The organism is Methanomassiliicoccales archaeon, assembly GCA_013415695.1.
GTDB lineage: Archaea > Thermoplasmatota > Thermoplasmata > Methanomassiliicoccales > JAAEEP01 > JAAEEP01.
The window spans coordinates 180,092-197,488 of the sequence record JAAEEP010000001.1 but is presented as its reverse complement, the minus strand read 5'-3'; the positions used below and the strand labels follow the sequence as shown (position 1 = coordinate 197,488).

General features: G+C 44.3%; 17 protein-coding genes. 10 read left to right on the top strand and 7 right to left on the bottom strand.

What is annotated here, in order from left to right:
- Positions 1-145: 145 nt before the first annotated feature.
- Positions 146-1,063 (bottom strand): glycosyltransferase family 2 protein, encoded by a 918-nt coding sequence (locus tag GKC03_01035; protein NYT11119.1) that lies wholly within the window; start codon positions 1,061-1,063, stop codon positions 146-148.
- An 892-nt stretch (positions 1,064-1,955) separates the two neighbouring features.
- On the opposite strand from GKC03_01035, the gene GKC03_01030 reads away from it, so the two are divergent.
- Positions 1,956-3,704: a hypothetical protein gene (locus tag GKC03_01030; protein ID NYT11118.1), complete on the top strand. Its 1,749-nt coding sequence runs from the start codon at positions 1,956-1,958 to the stop codon at positions 3,702-3,704.
- A gap of 32 nt (positions 3,705-3,736) precedes the next feature.
- On the opposite strand, the gene GKC03_01025 is transcribed toward GKC03_01030, so the two are convergent.
- From GKC03_01025 to GKC03_01010, 4 genes are all read right to left on the bottom strand, one after another.
- Positions 3,737-4,870 (bottom strand): glycosyltransferase family 4 protein, encoded by a 1,134-nt coding sequence (locus GKC03_01025; GenBank protein NYT11117.1) that lies wholly within the window; start codon positions 4,868-4,870, stop codon positions 3,737-3,739.
- A gap of 10 nt (positions 4,871-4,880) precedes the next feature.
- Positions 4,881-6,806, bottom strand: a complete 1,926-nt coding sequence (locus tag GKC03_01020) for a hypothetical protein (GenBank protein NYT11116.1) — start codon at positions 6,804-6,806, stop codon at positions 4,881-4,883.
- A complete protein-coding gene (locus GKC03_01015) occupies positions 6,799-7,923 on the bottom strand; it encodes a glycosyltransferase family 4 protein (protein ID NYT11115.1) in 1,125 nt (374 codons plus the stop codon). Before GKC03_01015 ends, GKC03_01020 begins: the two co-directional genes overlap by 8 nt.
- Before the next feature lie 166 nt (positions 7,924-8,089).
- Positions 8,090-9,247 carry a glycosyltransferase family 4 protein gene (locus tag GKC03_01010; GenBank protein NYT11114.1) on the bottom strand — a complete coding sequence of 386 codons (1,158 nt, stop codon included), beginning with the start codon at positions 9,245-9,247 and terminating at the stop codon, positions 8,090-8,092.
- A 396-nt stretch (positions 9,248-9,643) separates the two neighbouring features.
- On the opposite strand from GKC03_01010, the gene ilvB reads away from it, so the two are divergent.
- The 4 genes from ilvB to GKC03_00990 all read left to right on the top strand — a co-directional run bounded on the left by ilvB (position 9,644) and on the right by GKC03_00990 (position 13,243).
- On the top strand, positions 9,644-11,317 hold the full coding sequence (ilvB, locus tag GKC03_01005; protein ID NYT11113.1) for a biosynthetic-type acetolactate synthase large subunit: 1,674 nt from the start codon (positions 9,644-9,646) through the stop codon (positions 11,315-11,317).
- Positions 11,318-11,680: an acetolactate synthase gene (locus GKC03_01000; protein NYT11112.1), complete on the top strand. Its 363-nt coding sequence runs from the start codon at positions 11,318-11,320 to the stop codon at positions 11,678-11,680.
- 54 nt (positions 11,681-11,734) lie between these two features.
- Positions 11,735-12,649 carry a branched-chain amino acid transaminase gene (locus tag GKC03_00995; GenBank protein NYT11111.1) on the top strand — a complete coding sequence of 305 codons (915 nt, stop codon included), beginning with the start codon at positions 11,735-11,737 and terminating at the stop codon, positions 12,647-12,649.
- 90 nt (positions 12,650-12,739) lie between these two features.
- A complete protein-coding gene (locus GKC03_00990) occupies positions 12,740-13,243 on the top strand; it encodes a rubrerythrin family protein (protein ID NYT11110.1) in 504 nt (167 codons plus the stop codon).
- Between the two features lie 5 nt (positions 13,244-13,248).
- Here the strand turns inward: GKC03_00990 and GKC03_00985 are convergent, their stop codons facing one another.
- Positions 13,249-13,557, bottom strand: coding sequence for a hypothetical protein (locus tag GKC03_00985; protein NYT11109.1), 309 nt, complete (start codon positions 13,555-13,557; stop codon positions 13,249-13,251).
- A 228-nt stretch (positions 13,558-13,785) separates the two neighbouring features.
- Here GKC03_00985 and GKC03_00980 point away from each other — a divergent pair, with 228 nt between their 5' ends.
- The 5 genes from GKC03_00980 (at position 13,786) to infB (ending at position 17,144) form a co-directional block, all read left to right on the top strand.
- Entirely contained in the window at positions 13,786-14,151 is a 366-nt protein-coding gene (locus GKC03_00980; GenBank protein ID NYT11108.1) for a 50S ribosomal protein L7ae, read from the top strand.
- A gap of 10 nt (positions 14,152-14,161) precedes the next feature.
- Positions 14,162-14,374, top strand: a complete 213-nt coding sequence (locus GKC03_00975) for a 30S ribosomal protein S28e (GenBank protein ID NYT11107.1) — start codon at positions 14,162-14,164, stop codon at positions 14,372-14,374.
- 17 nt (positions 14,375-14,391) lie between these two features.
- On the top strand, positions 14,392-14,652 hold the full coding sequence (locus GKC03_00970; protein ID NYT11106.1) for a 50S ribosomal protein L24e: 261 nt from the start codon (positions 14,392-14,394) through the stop codon (positions 14,650-14,652).
- A gap of 14 nt (positions 14,653-14,666) precedes the next feature.
- Entirely contained in the window at positions 14,667-15,119 is a 453-nt protein-coding gene (gene ndk / locus GKC03_00965) for a nucleoside-diphosphate kinase (GenBank protein ID NYT11105.1), read from the top strand.
- 273 nt (positions 15,120-15,392) lie between these two features.
- A complete protein-coding gene (infB, locus tag GKC03_00960) occupies positions 15,393-17,144 on the top strand; it encodes a translation initiation factor IF-2 (GenBank protein ID NYT11104.1) in 1,752 nt (583 codons plus the stop codon).
- A 16-nt stretch (positions 17,145-17,160) separates the two neighbouring features.
- On the opposite strand, the gene GKC03_00955 is transcribed toward infB, so the two are convergent.
- Positions 17,161-17,370: a hypothetical protein gene (locus tag GKC03_00955; protein ID NYT11103.1), complete on the bottom strand. Its 210-nt coding sequence runs from the start codon at positions 17,368-17,370 to the stop codon at positions 17,161-17,163.
- Positions 17,371-17,397: the final 27 nt, after the last annotated feature.

The window sequence follows — 17,397 nt, the reverse complement described above, 5'->3', positions numbered from 1 at the left end:
TTGTTGCCCCTTCGTTTAGAGTGGGGAGGACGATCGTGAATCTGTGCGTATCGCTATCTTCCAATGCTTTGCATCCCCATTGAACACAATTTGTTGTGGGTATTTATCATTTTTGTGTCCTCCTACCGATATCTGGAAAGGTATATCAATAACTCCCAGGAGGTTTCTTCCAGTTGGCTCCATTCGGCGGATGTGTTTTTATCATATCGGCAGTCATACCTGCAAAAAAGAGTTGTATCCCTGAAAGCAGGAGTAATACTCCAAGGATGAGGGTGGGCATCCTGGGTGAAACTAAACCAGTTGTAATGTACATAGCTAGGACATAAAGACAAACTATGAAGCCTGATATGCCCAATAATAAACCAGGGAATCCGAAGAAAGAAAGGGGGTGATAATCCCTCAACGTTCGCAAGATGATCACCCATCCCTTGACGGCAAATGCGATCGACGATCCAAAAAGTCTGGATTTTCCATCGTAACGGGGGTAGAAGTGAATTGGAACACTCTTAATCCTCCACCCTTCCTTTGCCACTCTGATTATCATTTCCTGAGTATACGAGAATTTACTGCTGGGTAAAGCCGTTTCAAGAACTTCTCGTCTTAAGGCTCTAAAACCCGTCTGTCCATCCTTGATATCCTCATGTGTCATTTTCCTTAGAACCCAGGTAAACGCTCTGTTTCCAATCTTCTTGATTCTGGGCATTTCATACATTAGATTCTCGAGCCTACTTCCAAGAACCATATCGGCTTCATCTTCAATGATTGGCCTTACCAAAGCCGGGATCTCATTTGGGGTATATTGTCCATCAGCATCAATCTGCACAACTATATCATATTTCATATCTAAGGCCAGTAAATACCCAGTTCGAATGGTGACTCCTAGGCCCTGATTCTTCTTATGAGAGAAGACCTCAGCTCCTGCTTTTTTCGCCAGTTCTCTAGTTCTATCTGTACTTCCATCATCTATGACAAGAATGTGATCAACAAATTTCTTGGTTTGAGTTATGATATTTTCGATGTTTCTTTCTTCATTATATGCGGGTATTAATGCAATAGTTCTCATGATAAAACCAGGTGTTTTCTGCCGTTCTATCTGCTGGGCGATTGACAAAATAGCCGATATATATTTCGGTGATTCTATTGCTTGGGATATTCTGCATTAATTGCTCTAGTGTTATTCTTAATGCCATCAATTTAATAATAAAATAATTTCATGGCTCCGTTACGGTGGTAATTTCCTCCAGATGAAATTACAAGAAAACATTGATATCTCCCCTTGGTATCACAAAGCCTAGATAGCATTTGGAGGCTTTACTATCTCAAGAAGGTGGGATTCGAATAGCCAATCCAGGGAAAGAGATGATGATTTCACATTTCTATCATCTGAATATATCCATAGTAATAGAGATTCCTACCATAGTTCATTGATTTTAGGAATAATTGCTAAAGCCTTCCAAGTTCTGTTGATCTTTGTTGTTTTGGGATTATTATTCATTTCAGTACTCAACACAACCGTATTTAACGAGGCATTTGATGAGACTTCCATTCTTGTCTCATCCATGGTAATAGTCGTTATCACGATTCTTGGCTTTTATTCCCACGAAAACAAAGAATTCAATGATAAGTTGAATCGAAAGGATCTTCTAATGATTATTGGCGCCGCAGCCTTCGGTGCCATTCTGATTTGGTCGATTACTGATAAAGATACTTTGCTAGTATTGGTTCTAATGGCATTTTCAGGATTCTTCATTGCTTATTTCTACTATTCCCAGATTCGACCGCAATAGTCTATGACCGTCAGAGTCTACGAGATCAAGATCTATTCGAAGATGATCATATGCGTTATTAGATTCTCTTTTTTAATCTATATATGATTATTTATTACACATCTACAAAATATTAACGGCAATCATGAAAAGGTTGAAAGCCATAGCCCTCAAAATCGAATCCTAGACATGAGTACGATTATGATGGATGAATCTATTCATCGGGCCAAAGATTATGCTGAAAACCTTGATCGCCCTATTGGGTATCTGAGACGAATCAGCATCAGCAAGGACCTCGCTTCTGTATTTAGAAAGCCAATCCTCCAAAGTTATCTAGATAAAATGTGGAATAAGATCTTGATAAGAAGAGAGCTTGTCATCGATATATCCATTGTTATCTTCTTAGTCATAATCTCTTGCACTTTTTTCTGGTATTTTGTAGTTCCAAGCCCAACTCATACTGGGGATATAATTTCGGATTTATACCCTGCGGAATTGCTTTCTTCCGGACAAGGTATCAATATTTATAATCCAGTTAATGAAGATTATAAGACGTATGGGTTTGCCCCTTATGGAAATTATAGAACGCCTACTGAATTATATACGAACACTTTCCCAGGTGAAATCTCTTTTTATGCGTTAGTCATCTCAATCTTTGGTTATAATTCATTTTTCCTTGTGAGCGGTTTCTTTGGAGGAATATGTGTTGCTTCAACATTTTTCTTGGTCAAGGGATATACCGATTCGAGGAAATGGGGGTTATTTGGAGCATTCATCTTGTTATCCATGCCAGTATTCGCCAAATGGTCTGTGGATAATTTCTCCAATATAATCATGGTAACATTTTTCTTACTTGCAACATGTTCGGTTTTTCTAATTAGGAGCGACAGGAGGTTTTTCGTAACTGGCCTACTGTTATCAATAGCCGTTTTTATAAGGCCAGATGCTATTATTCTGGCAATACCGTTTCTCATTCTCTTCTATTTCGAAAAAAGTGAAAAGATGTCTTATGTGAAGTTTCTCGTTCCCCTACTATTTGTCATAGCCATCTTGTACCCGGTGATGGACTATCTGCTCTATAATGACGCACTTTTTCTTGGTGGACAGTGTGGAGTCACCTGGCCACTTATAAATTCTGGCTATCCTAATGGAGTCAGAGTTCCCTGGATATTTAACATGGGGTTCAGTCTAGATTCAATTGGTACGTCTACCCTTTATTTTCTTGGATCGAGCTTCGCATTTCCTTTACTAGTGCCCTCAATAGTAGGTTCTTACACGATGGGTCCAAAATATAGGACTTATCCTTTATTCGTAGTCTCAGTGGCAGTATGTTTAATACTGTTCTATGGAAGGGATACAAGCACTTATGGATTCTTTCAAATGGATCTCCATTCTTCATTTCTTCGATATATGCTCCCCCTGTATGTGATTCTTCCAATAGGAGTAATAGGTCTCCTCCTATGGGTGAAGAATCACCTTCGAAAATGGGTTCATCTAGTCGCAATTGCCATAGTGATCGTGCTTATTGTCGCGTCATTTTCAATCGCGATCCTATTTCAGCCTTATGGTTTGATAGACCTCAATCATAAGGAAGAGATAATTCTTGAGGGCAAGGCCGATGTTCTAAACGCCACTGGAGTGGATGATATATTCATATCAGACATTTACGGAAGGAAGTTATTATTCCCAGAGAGGCAAAACATCTTCTATCTCCCTCGAGTGCCTAGTGATATAAGAGAATCAGAGACTGATCAAATCATCATACAATCATTGGACTTGAATATCTCAGTATATCTTGTTCTATCCATTCACGACCAAGGTTCCTTGCAAATGCTGGAATATCTACAAGAGAAATACAATCTAGAATATCTGAACCTTGAAAAAGTAGTCGGAGTGGAGGTCTTTATCATTTTAGGTTTAGCAACTCAACACTATTAAACCATTCGAATTCCTATCCACTTATCTTTATCCTATCTCTGGGTCATTGCTTGGTTGTATATTGTAATCGTTCTATCTGCTATTCTTTCCCAACTCATGTCCGTTTTAAGCTTCCTGAACCCCATCTCACCCATGCTCTGCCTCAGTTCCTTATCTCTTAGCAATTTGATAATAGCCCTTGCCAAAGTGCCAACTTCTTTAGGAGGAACGAGAATGCCTGTTGAGCCGTCATCGATTAGCTCTGGAATACCGCCTATTGAGGTTGCTACTAAAGGTTTCTTGAAAGCATATGCCGTTGGTATGATACCGCTTTGGGAGCCATCAATGTAGGGAAGCACTACCAGACTACATTCCTGGAATAACTTGGCACCTTCTTCATATGATATTCGGTAGTTACGAACATCAAACCTGTCTCTATGTACCATCATGTCCAGATATCTTGAGATATCCTCACCCACACCAGCAATAACGAATCTAACACCGGGAACCTCCTCAGAAATCATAGGTTCAGCTTTAATCAAATAATCTAAACCTTTATACTCAAAGATACGGCCAAAAAATAGAACAGTATTGTCGACCTCTTCCTGGTTGATATTTGCATTTCTTATGAATGGATCAACCTCATGTTCTCCAAATGCAATGGGATGTACGATATCTGGATTGACATTATATTCGCTTATCATCTGGCTCTTTAAGAAATCTCCATGGACAAAGATATGATCTGATGCCCTTCGAAGCCAATACCGGTAGAACCTTCTTCTGAGGGACGCCTCCCCCCTGTGCAACTTGACATCATGAAATGTTGTCACCAATGGATATATTCGTAGCATTGGCAGGAGGGAGAAATCAGTGAATGTGCCTCCAAGTTGCATATGAACAACATCAGGATTGAATTTTCTTAGTTTTGACCAGAATTCGAGCAGAGCAAATATGTTGGAAGGATCGCGTTTTGACTTCCCTCGTCCTATTGGATATATGTTGATACCATCATTATAGCAATTCTCATAATCTTCTGGTATGCTCTTACGAGTGATCGCCACCTCTACTTCCCATCCATTGCTAACTAGTGAATTTGCTAGTTGTATCTGATAATCTATGAATCCTCCAACAATAAGTACCCTCAATCTTTCCGATTCGGTCACATTATTCCTGTAGTCAAATGTCATTTAATCTCCATCAAATTATTGAAATCTCAGCGACATATGATCTATAGGAGTATTGGTAGATGTCTTCACCTATTATGTCCAGTAATGGAAACTGATTCATCGTAAATGTATAATACGAATCCTTAGTGAAATAGAATATCAGTAGGTCTACATTTGGATATTCTGTATGTGTTTCTTCAATGATTTCCCCAGTGGAATTCAAATATGCAATTTCTTTCTTGAATTCTTCATCAAAACAGGCATTTGGAAATCCAAGGTACCTCGCTAGTGCATTGTCATTACCATAGGTTATGATCATTGTTGTGGTCGTAGGATGGGATTCAACTATTTCACTCAGATCATTAATATTCTGTTCGGTGATGGGATGCCAGACGAATACTTGTTGTGAAGAACTAACGCCAAGTGCAATAATAAGCAAGATTACTAAGATGGATATTATTTTACGAAGTTCTTTGCCCAACCCCCTCAGATAGTTGAAGAATATGAATACGCCGTAAGAAGCTGCTATTGAAACAGGTAAATATAGGTAAATTAGGATTCTATCCTCAGTCAAAGGTATTAAACCAATCCTTGATCCGATTATGGCAATTGCACATACGATGAACCATATCAATACGAATCTGACATAGCTGTTCTTGATCGAGATATTTTTCTTCATCATTCCTATTATCATATATGAAACGAAGATGAATCCGAAGATGATCTGGGCTATAAGGAAATGATCTATTCTAATGTAGAAAGTTGAATTTGGAGGTCGGGTATAATTCCATATCCAAAAAATGTCGAAGTATTGCTGGAAGTTTGAAATCTCCCAGGCGATCATCTTATAGAATGTGATCAAATAGATGAAGGAAAATAGCAAGCTTAACAGGACAATCGCAATCAAATACCAAGTAATATTTCTCCCATTTCCATTATACTGGCTATTCATAGGGTTATCAAAATGATGATTGTACCATCGTTTGATACGATGGAATTGTTCTTGAAGAATGGCTATTGCAATAATAGCAATTACGATAATAAATGCAAGGGTGTGAGAGGCAAAGATTGCTGCAAGTACTATTCCAGGGATGGCAAGGATCGCCCAGTCTTTTTCTCTTCCTTTTGACCATATATAAGCGATTAAGAATATGACTGCTACGGCTAAGAAGATCGCAAGGTTCTCCCGAATGGTCATAGTGAACCTTTTTACCACATATGGAGAAACCATGTAGAGAAATGTGGCGAGCAATGAGATACTTCTCTTATCTGAAATCCTGTAAGTCAAAGCATATATCGCCAGTGAAGTCAAGACAAAGAAGAATATGCCACCAAATCTTGTCATTTCATCGATAGAGATGCTCGTGAATTGCGTGAAAGAAGCAAGAAAATAGAAAAAACCATTGAAGGACAGTGAGCTATAGATGCCGCCACTCCATTCAAGCGGTTTAAGACCTGCCAAAATATCCTCAACAAGTGGTTTGTTTGCGTACGGGTCCAAGCAGGCAAAGAATTCATATGGTAAGATATAGGGAAAAAGAATGAGTGTTCCGAAAATGGCGATTATAATAATATCTAGAACTGGACCATTTATCTTGAATTTTGGAAGGTTCACCTCAGCTTCTTTTCTCCCGATCAAGTACAGCAATGGTATCTCGAACAAAATGAATATGAACGCCGTGATGCCATCCGATATTCCAGTAGGCGAATAGCTGGAAAATATCGTGATTATCATCAATAAAGATATACTGAATGCTATCCCCATTATCACAAGTTCATGAAATTCCATATCCAGCTTCCTATTAAGAACCAAGAGAAACAGGAAGCCCGGAATGAAGATCAAGTTGATTGAGTGGATCACCACACTAATCGGATTCTTCAGATCTATTAGCAGTAAAACAATAGAGGCGATCCACAGAATAATAACGGATAAGACAACGATTTGTTTCTCATTCATTTTGTGATGCCACATAGGAATATGCCTTCTTCAGAATCTCATCTATCATTCGATCAATACTCAAATTCTCTTTAACACTCTGGAAAGCACTGTTATCTATTCGATCACCAGAAATGATCCTAAGAATCCCGTTTGCATAATCAGATTCGTCCTTCCTCACTATTTCCCCCAGATCATTATTATGCAATAATTTCCAAACGTCCCCAACATCTGTGGACACCACAGGGATTCCACAAGAAATTGCTTCCTTCACAATTGTTGGACTTCCTTCGTACTTGGAGCATAAGACCAAAACATCAGAACTATTCATAATCTCGGGTATTTTTGAATGAGGGATATTACCCATGAATACTACATTTTTCTCTATTCCCAACTCTGATGAAACCCCTTTAAGTTTTTCTTTTTCTCGACCCTCTCCGACAATTACCAGCTTAGCGTTTTTTTCCTTCTTAAGGACAATATTAAAGGCTTGGAGAAGGAAACCAATATCTTTCTCCTTTTCAAGTCGACCAATATAAAGAACAATCTTATCATTGTTGAAGAATCCCTTAGATTCCCTTGCTTTCTTCTTATTCATCGGCTTGAACATGTCCGTATCGACTCCAACAGGAATTACCACAATTTTTTCTTCGAGCCCAGGCTCTTTGCTGAGGTAGTAGTTCTTTGTACCTTCATCAACCGCGATGAGTAATGTATTCTGTTTAATTAGATTTCTCAAGGCAATTCTCTCTGCAATATCATAGATATAAGAAACGGGTCTCGAATGCTTCGACTCGACATTCTCCAATATCTTTCCATGAAGTGTACATACTTTTTGTGTTTTCTTGTGTAGGATTAAAAAGGGGAGCATATCATCTAATCGGTGAAAGTGGAGAATGTCTTCCTTAAATATCTTTATGAAAGGCGATTTGAGGTACAATTTCAATAGATACATCCATCTATTCTCTCTTTTCACTATTGGATAATATTCATAACTTCCATCTTTTATGGGGTTTGGATCATATCCGATCAAGGATACCTCGCAACCTCTGAGTGGGAGATTCTTCAATAGATTCTCTACATAGGATTCTATCCCGCCCCCATCCTTGGTGATATGGCAAACCTGAATTATTCTCATCGATCTTCATCCGTTTAACTAGAATTTATTCTATCATACTTCATTTGGGAATCCAGAACTGTCCTCTGTCATAAATCATTTCCCTTGAAATTAAATATCCACATTTGTGAATTCTTTTCAATGCAGAAAAAACATAACCGAAATATCAACCAGCAATTTGACCAAATCATTTGGTGTATATCTGCACAGTCTTTTCAGCGATGGATTCCCATTCATATTCCTGGGCTAATTCCCTTGTATCCTTTTTCAATTTCATTATCAATCGTTCATCCTTAAGTATATTTGATATTTTCTCAGCAAGATCCAGTGGATCATTAGGTTTGACAATGGCCATTTCATCTTTAACAAGATCGGGGAGGCCTCCAACATCGGTAACTATAATTGGTTTATTGAAAGAAAGGGCCAATGTACCAACTCCGCTCTGTGCTTCAAAATACTTATATGGAAGAACCACAAGATCAACTGCAGTAAAAATGGCATTCACCTCATCAATTTCAATGAAATCGAGTTTCTCAACAATATTGCGACTTATTCCAGTGCTCTCAATGATTTCTTTATAAACCCCCCATTGGACCCAAGGTTTTCCTGCGATTATTAATTTCAGATTTGTGAACTCGTTTTTCAGAATGCCCACAGCTTCAAGAAGTGTATCCAATCCTTTGTAATCTCTAATATTCCCGAAGAAGAGCAGAACCTTGTCCGTTTTCCCCAATCTCAGTGATTCTCTCGCTTCATCCCTTGATAAAGTCTTAGAATTATTCGCTCTTAGTATCCCATGAGGGATTACATGTATTTTCTTTCCATTCAAATGATATGACTGAGACAAAACTTCCTTATTACTTTCATTATGGACTATGAACTCATCGCCAAATGATAGAATCGATTTTGTTATTAGGGTTGAGTATCTACTATTTTCATGAGGTTCCACATTATGGAGGGTAATCACAATTCTTTTACCCCGGATTTTTGACACAATAAAAATTGTCATGAAAATGGGAGCAAGTGGTTGTGCCCACCACTGGGCGTGTAGGACACCACCATTCCCTTTGAGCCCCGCCCTTACCCAACTTAATGGATTGTAATATTTGATGACATTATGTATTCTGTAATTTGGATCATCATTTTCGATTGGTCTTTCTTCAGATTTAGTTCCCCCCGGATAAAGGAATTCGGGGTAAAGAGATTTGAAACCTATAAAATCGATTCTTATCTTTTTCGATAATGACTTGAGTAATTCCAGGCAGTATGGGCTTATGCCCTTTAAAGGAGGCAAAGTCCCGATCATCACAATACTTGTAGGCTTTTCTTGTGATGCATATTCCATGATATTTCTCCTTTCAATACTTCATTTCATTTTCCAGGACGAATGTGGCAAGGATTACTGTCTTAATAAGAGATTCCATAAAAAACCTTATCCTAAGTAGGTGGTTCGTGAATTCATCGTTCATCTTAACCAAATACCCATTCCATTGGCGGAGAATGTCATTTATTGAAAATCAAGCACTTAGTATGAGCTCTGGTCCATTTTGAAACTGTTTTTCAATATCATTGTTCACATAGGCCAACCTATAAGTACGAATTTCTCATTAAAGGAAACTGATGAACGCCCCTGCACGCAATGTTGAATCGATTCTTATGCTACTTAGCGTGCAGGTTTTGTTGGTGTGATAGGGTCGACTCCCTCGAGTCGGCCCCCGAGAGGCGATTATGAGGAATTTGAATGAGAGGAGCTGAGATTCTTGTGAATGTTCTCCGGGACGAGGGCGTTAATGTCCTGTTCGGCTACCCCGGGGGAGCCATGCTACCGCTGTATGACCATCTTTCCGAGTCCGACATGCGGCATGTGCTTGTGCGCCACGAGCAGTGTGCGGCACACATGGCTGATGGGTATGCAAGAGTAACTAAGCGACCCGCCGTTTGCATGGCAACCTCGGGGGCAGGAGCTACCAACCTGGTCACCGGAATAGCCACAGCCTTCCTCGATTCCTCTCCCGTTATTGCTCTTACTGGACAGGTTCCCACATCCATCATAGGGAACGACGCTTTTCAGGAAGCGGACATCTTCAGCCTCATGATGCCAATCACTAAGCACAACTTCAGGGTAATGAACCCCCAGCTCCTGGAGAATGATCTGAGGAGCGCATTCAAGATCGCTGGAAGTGGCAGATACGGTCCCGTTCAAGTGGACCTTCCCAAGGACATATTGAACGCTGAGATCGACCCTCTTCCGGGTAGGCAACCCTTAAGGGCCAACGGGATGAAGAAAGATCTTAGCAGGCTCCCCGATGCCGTGAATCTACTGCGTAAGGCTGAACGTCCACTGATTGTTGTCGGAGGAGGTGGCATCTGGTGTGGATGCGGTCAAGATGTCATGGAACTGGCGGAGATGACCATGTCCCCTGTGGTAACCACTCTTATGGGGAAGAGCGCTGTACCTGAGAACCATCCGCTTGTTCTGGGAATGGTCGGAATGCACGGTCGAAGGGTTGCCAACTGGGCCCTGGAAGAGTGCGATGTCCTTCTCGCTATCGGCACCAGGTTTAGCGATAGGATGATTGGCGATCCTTCCTCCTGCAGGACGAAGGTCATTCACCTGGACATTGACTCGGGTGAACTGGGCAAGAATGTCACGGCCACGATACCCTTAGCTGGCGACGCGCGGACTGTAATCAGGCAAATGATAATGGCCATGGCAAAGAAAACCGGACCGACACCCTGGGCGAACAGAGTTGGTGAGTTGAAGGAGAGATGCAACTGCGACTTCAACATCATGGATAGTCCCATCAAGCCTCAGAAGGTCATTCATGAACTCAATACAATCCTTCCGGATGATGCCATAATAACCACTGAAGTTGGCCAGTGCCAGATGTGGGCAGCCCACTTCCTGCGATGCGATGGAGACAGGCGTTTCATCACACCCGGTGGGCTCGGGACGATGGGATTTGGACTTCCAGCGGCGATAGGCGCTAAGGTAGCGGCTCCAGACAGGGCGGTCGTTGATGTTGCGGGAGACGGCAGCTTAATGATGGTGTGTCAGGAGATCGTCACCGCAGTGAAAGAGGATATCCCGATATTCATATGCCTGCTTAACAACCAGAGGCTGGGGATGATCATGCAGCTTCAAAATCAATTTTACGACGGAAGACTATTCGCTGAACAGCTAGGGGCCTTCCCAGACTTTGTCAAGCTTGCAGAGGCCTTCGGTGCCAAAGGTGCGAGGGTTGACGACCCTTCCGACCTATCTTCGGTAATCGAGGAGGGGATAACCTCCGACAAGCCGTTCCTGGCCGATATCAGGATAGACACAGAGGAGCAGATCCTTCCCATGACTATCAGGGGGCAAGCCGAGACCAAGGTCATACAGGGCAAGTGTGCCTGGAAGGGGGTATCCTGAATGCAGGTAATTTCGATGATCGTGAATGACGAGTTCGGTGTCATGCAGCGGGTAATGGGAGAATTCACCCGCAAGAAGATCAACGTAGAGACCATTGTTGTCGGAAAGTGCGAGCTTGAAGGAAAAGCCAGGATCGTGTTGACCGTCCTGGGAAGAGACAAGGCAGAGCTGGCGCTGGAGAGATTGGAACGACTGCATGATGTGCTAGAGGTCGACATATTGGACGAGACTAGGCACGAGGCATACGCGCTGGTAGCAAACGAGGAGGGCAAGGTCCGCCTTATCGGAAGCATTCAAGAAGTGGTCAAGCTGATCGATTCAATGAAACCCGAAAAGTATATCGAGGCAGTGAACGCACTCTGACCATAGTATAAAAATGAGAATTCGCATTATCCCATTCCAACTGGAGGAAGAGCCATGGAGATTACCGAGAAGATATGGATGGACGGTGAGGTAGTCGATTGGAAGGACGCGAATGTCCACATAATGACCCATGCCATCCACTATGGAGGAGGAGTATTCGAGGGAATTAGGGTCTACGACACGGAAGAAGGCAGGGCCATTTTCAGATTGAAGGACCACATGATTCGTTTCTTCCACTCCGCGAAAGTGATCTTCCTTGACATCCCATACACCGTGGACGAGCTTTGTGACTCGGTCAGAGAGATGGTCAGGATAAACGGCCCTAAGGCTGACTACATTCGTCCTCTCGCCTACTATGGAACGGGCGTGATAGGGCTGAATCCCGTCGGCTTGCCCACTAGGGTGGCAATCGCCTGTGTTCACATGGGTGCCTACCTGGGCGAGGAGCAACAGAAGCTTGGTGCGAGGATAATCACCTCGTCTTGGGAGAAACCCTCCAACAGGGCTTCAGCAGTCAGCGCCAAGATATGTGGCAACTACATCAATTCCGTAATGGCGAGACTTGAGGCGGTTCATCGGGGAGCCGATGAGGCACTGATGCTCAACTCTGAAGGCAATGTCGCCGAGGGAACGGGCGAGAACATTTTTATGGTGAAGAAAGGGAAGATATTCACAACTCCGCTTTCAGCTGGAATACTGGAAGGCATTACCCGAAACTCTGTGATGGAGATTGCCTCTGACATGGGGTACGAGGTGATCGAGCGAGACATCGCTCGTGCCGAGCTTTACATTGCGGACGAGGTGTTCATGACAGGAACGGCAGCTGAGGTTCTGCCAATCCGGCTAATCGATGATCAGGTCATCGGTGAGGGCAAAGCGGGTCCCGTCACCTCTGAACTCCAGGGGATTTTCAGCGATATCGTTAGGGGTAGGAACGCACAGTATTCACACTGGCTAGATCAGATATAGGGGTAACATAACCCCTTCTTTCACCTTTATTCTCGTACATAGCATACAATAAATATCAGCTTCGTGAATGGTTCTTCTTAGGGGATTATTATGGTCGATACTATCGACAACCTGTGGGAGGCCTTTGCCGGGGAGTCTCAGGCCAACAGGAAGTACACTATCTATGCCATGATTGCGAATGATGAAGGTCATCCTGAGGTCGCCAAGCTCTTCAGGGCTGCCGCCGAGTCTGAGAACGTCCATCTCATGTGTCACCTCAGATCACTGGGAGATATTGGAAAGACTGAGGAAAATTTAGAGTCGGCAATAAATGGTGAGAAGTACGAGTACACCGAGATGTATCCCAAGTTCATAACCAAGGCCAAAGAGGAGGGAATGAAGGAGGCAAGACTCTGCTTCAATTATGCGAAGAACGTGGAGGAGAGACATGAGGGGATGTACCGAGAAGCCCTGGAAGCGATCAGGTCTGGAAAGAAGCTAGAGTTAAGGATTTACTATGTCTGTCAGGTGTGTGGGAACCTCGAGATCGACAAAGTACCCAAAAGCTGCCCAGTCTGCGGTAACCCTCCTGAGGTCTTTAAAGAGGTAAGGTAGGCTGACTACTCATACTCACTCAGGTCATCCTCTACCTCACAGACTGGATATGTCTCTAGGGCAGAGTCAATGATTCGCTGGCGGTACTGGTTCTTCTGCGCTTTTGTGAGGTGCAAGTACTCTCCATTGATATGGAACTCGAAGTCCACGATGATTCCGCATTTCCTAGCTATCTTGTCATTCAGCCAGTTCTTGAAAGTCTCCTCAAGTGCGAAGTAAGGGTCCACATCCTCGTGTACTTCGATGTAACCGTCCCAGACCTCTTCCTCAGGCTTCTCAACGCGCTCTCTCCACCGAATCTCGATCCTTTGCATCGTTAGTTTATATGTGTGTACTAATAATATTTTCTTTTGTAAGCTACAACATACTTATTCTCAACGAAACAGACAATAACCAACTCATCCTTGGCTGTAGAGGGAACATGGATCAAGAAGGTTTCTGGCTAGAACAAAGCTTTTATACAGCTAGCACTTTTGGCACCGTTGCTCTTCTGAGCCGATGAATGATGAAGATGTATAAAAGCATCGGAAGGAGGTGTCAAGTTGGCAATATATGTTAGATTTGAAGTTCCTAAGGACGTTCAAGACAAGGTCTATGAGCTTGTCGAGATCGCCAGGGATACCGGTAAGGTCAAGAAAGGTACCAATGAGGTGACCAAGCTCGTGGAACGCGGCGACGCTACAATGGTCGTAATGGCCGAAGACGTCCAGCCACCAGAGATTCTGGCTCATATGCCTCTTCTGTGTGAGGAGAGGAGTGTTCCATACGCCTATGTAGCAAGCAAGGCTGAGCTCGGCAACGCCTGTGGTCTTGAGAAGCCTACAGCGGCTGTGGCGATACTGGATATTGGAAAGGGCAAGTCCCTGTTCGATGGCCTCGTAGATCAGATCAGCAAGCTGAAGAAGTAGGTGTGGAGAGATGACAGACGAAGACAGCATCCCTTCAGAGGTGGTCGAGATCATAGGTAGGACCGGCATGACGGGGGAAGCGACCCAGGTCAAGGTCCGTGTTCTCGAGGGCCGGGATAAGGGTAGGATCATCACTCGCAATATCATGGGTCCTGTCCGCATGGGCGACATCCTTATGTTAAGGGAGACCTCAAGGGAGGCGAGGAAGCTCTCCATTAGGTAGACGCTTGAGGTGTAGCCATGGTTGAGAGAAGGATCTGCTCATTCTGCGGACAGGATATCGAACCCGGCACTGGGCGATTACATGTAAAGAAGGACGGTACAGTCTACCAGTTCTGCACTAGTAAGTGCTACAAGAACATGGTCCAGCTTCGAAGGGTTCCCAGGCGAACTGCCTGGACCGCACAGTTCTTCAGAGAGAAAGAGGCCAAGCTCAGATCGATGGCCGCCCATTCAGAGGCCAAGGAGGAAGCGGCTGAAGAGCCCGACTCTGATGAATGATTGGGAGGGTTTCAATGAAAGAAAGGACATTTATCATGTTCAAACCGGATGCGGTCCAGCGAGGTCTCATGGGTACGATCATGACCCGCCTGGAGGCCAAGGGGTTCAAACCCATCTCCATGAAGTTCATGCGGATCCCCAGGGAGCTTGCTGAGCGCCACTATGGGGAACACAAGGGCAAGAGCTTCTTCGAGCCCCTTCTGCAATACATTACCTCGGGGCCCTCCTTATGCATGGTCTGGGAAGGTGACAACATCGTCTCCGTAATGAGAAACATGATGGGCGCCACCAATCCCCAGGACGCTGCACCCGGCACCATAAGGGGTGATTTCGGTCAGCAGACTGGCCGGAACCTGATCCATGGATCCGACTCGCCAGAGTCGGCCAAGCGCGAGATCGAGCTCTTCTTCAATGACTACGAGCTGCAGTCATTCGATATGAGCGTCGACCCCTGGCTGTTCGAGTGAGCCATCTGCCGCGAAGAACCTGTCAAAATCATTTACATTTCATTTTCTATACCATTCATGAAATGAGACTGGGTCCTCGACATTTGAGGCGTTGGATCACTCGTCATGGAAGGTAAGGGGTTCTTCGATCTCGAATCTGTCCCTTGGCGCATCGGTCTAAGGCCGTTGCACTTAGAGACTGGAGATTCTTTTGATGTATCAGAAAAAGTAGAGTACCTAGACTGATAAGAGCCTAGGAAAGATTCTAATACAGTATCCTTTATCGAAGCCTTGATGAGCATCAGGCAGCCAATTGTAAGCGTTTTGGGGCATGTCGACCACGGTAAGACCAAGCTCCTCGACTACATCAGGGGGACAACAGTCGTCCAGAGAGAGGCAGGGCTCATCACCCAACACATCGGGGCGACTGAAGTACCCATTGACCACATATACGATGTCTGTTCTGCTCTAATCAAACAAAGAAATTTCACCGTTCCTGGATTGCTTTTCATAGATACACCAGGTCATCATTCGTTCACCACTCTCCGAGCCCGGGGTGGATCCCTTGCAGATCTGGCGATCTTGGTCATTGACGTGAACGAAGGGCTGAAACCCCAGACAATAGAATCCATTAACATCCTGAAGCGATTCAAGACCCCGTTTGTGATCGCCCTCAATAAGATCGACCTGATTCCAGGATGGAGACAGAATCCGGGGAAACCGTTTGGGGTTTCTATTAAGGATCAGATGGATCAAGTTTCGACTGAGTTGGATAATAGGATCTATGCCCTGATTGGCAAGTTCTACAATGAGGGGCTTTCGGTAGATAGGTATGACAGGATAGAGAATTTCAAGAAGAACATAGCAATGGTGCCGGTCAGTGCCAAGACTGGAGAAGGCATTCCGGAATTGCTATTAGTCCTTATTGGATTGGCGCAGCGCTTTCTGGAGGAACTGTTGGAGACAGAAGAGGGTGGGCCAGCGAAGGGAACCATTCTTGAGCTCAAGGAGGAGAGAGGCCTCGGGCCGACCCTGGATGTCATAGTCTATTCCGGAAAGCTGAGAAGAGGGGACCAGGTTGCGCTCGGAACAAGAGGTGAGCCGGTATTGACCAAGGTCAAGGCCATCCTCAAGCCAAGGCCGCTCGATGAGATCAGAGATCCAAGGGAGAGGTTCGACCAGTTGAAAGAGGTCACGGCGGCTGCTGGCGTCAAGCTCTCCTGCCAAAATATAGAAGGTGTGTTGGCCGGGGCCCCCCTCATGGTGATCAAGGGGAACAAGGACCAGGTCCTGAATAAGATGATAGAGGAGACCCGTGTCCACATAGACATTCAGGACGAGGGTGTGCTGATCAAGGCGGATGCTATCGGCTCCCTCGAAGCTCTGGCATACGAGGCCAAGAATGCTGATATCTCCATAAAAAAGTATGAATTGGGAGACATATCCAGAAGGGACATAGTTGAGTTCTCATCACAACGGGATGGACTTCACAGGGTCGTTCTAGGGTTCAATGTCAACATCCTCGCCGATGCCAAAGAGGCACTGCAAGACTCCGACGTCAAGGTCTTCTTGAACGATGTTGTTTACAGGCTCATCGAAGAATACGAGGAATGGCGGGAGAAAGAAAGGAACAAGATCGAATCGGACAAGCGTTCGCAGTTCGCTTTTCCTGGAAAGATCAAGATCCTCCCCGGGTGCGTTTTCAGGGGTTCGAAGCCGGCTATCGTCGGCGTTCGCGTCCTGGCCGGACGGATGCGTCCCGGACAGGTTCTAGTCAATCGGGAAGGAAAGGACGTGGGGAGAATCAGGAGCCTAAGATCGGGTGAGGACGTTCTTCGAGAGGCCGTGATGGGAGAGGAAGTCGCCGTGGCTATTGAGGGAGCGACGGTTGGCAGGCAGATAGACGTGGAGGACATACTCTACATTGACATTTTGGAAAGCAAGGTAAGAGAGCTCCAGGCCTTTGACCTGAACGAGGATGAACGAATGATCCTTGAGGAGCTAGTAGCCATCAAGCGGAAAATCGACTCGTTCTGGGGAATGTAGTTCCCACACAAGAATATCATTCTGAGTCATCTTTTCCAATATTGAATAGGTCAAGACTGCTTATTGCAGCGATAAAGAACATACCAAAAAGCCCAACTCCGGTGCCAATCAGTACGGTCTGGTCGCCCAGTGCTTGGCCTTCTAGTACTAGAGCTGCCCCAGTAATGATCAACAGGATGCCGATGCAGATAGCGATTATATGCCTGGGAGAAAAGTATCGGCCCATGATGGGTTGAACTCAAACGAGCAACAT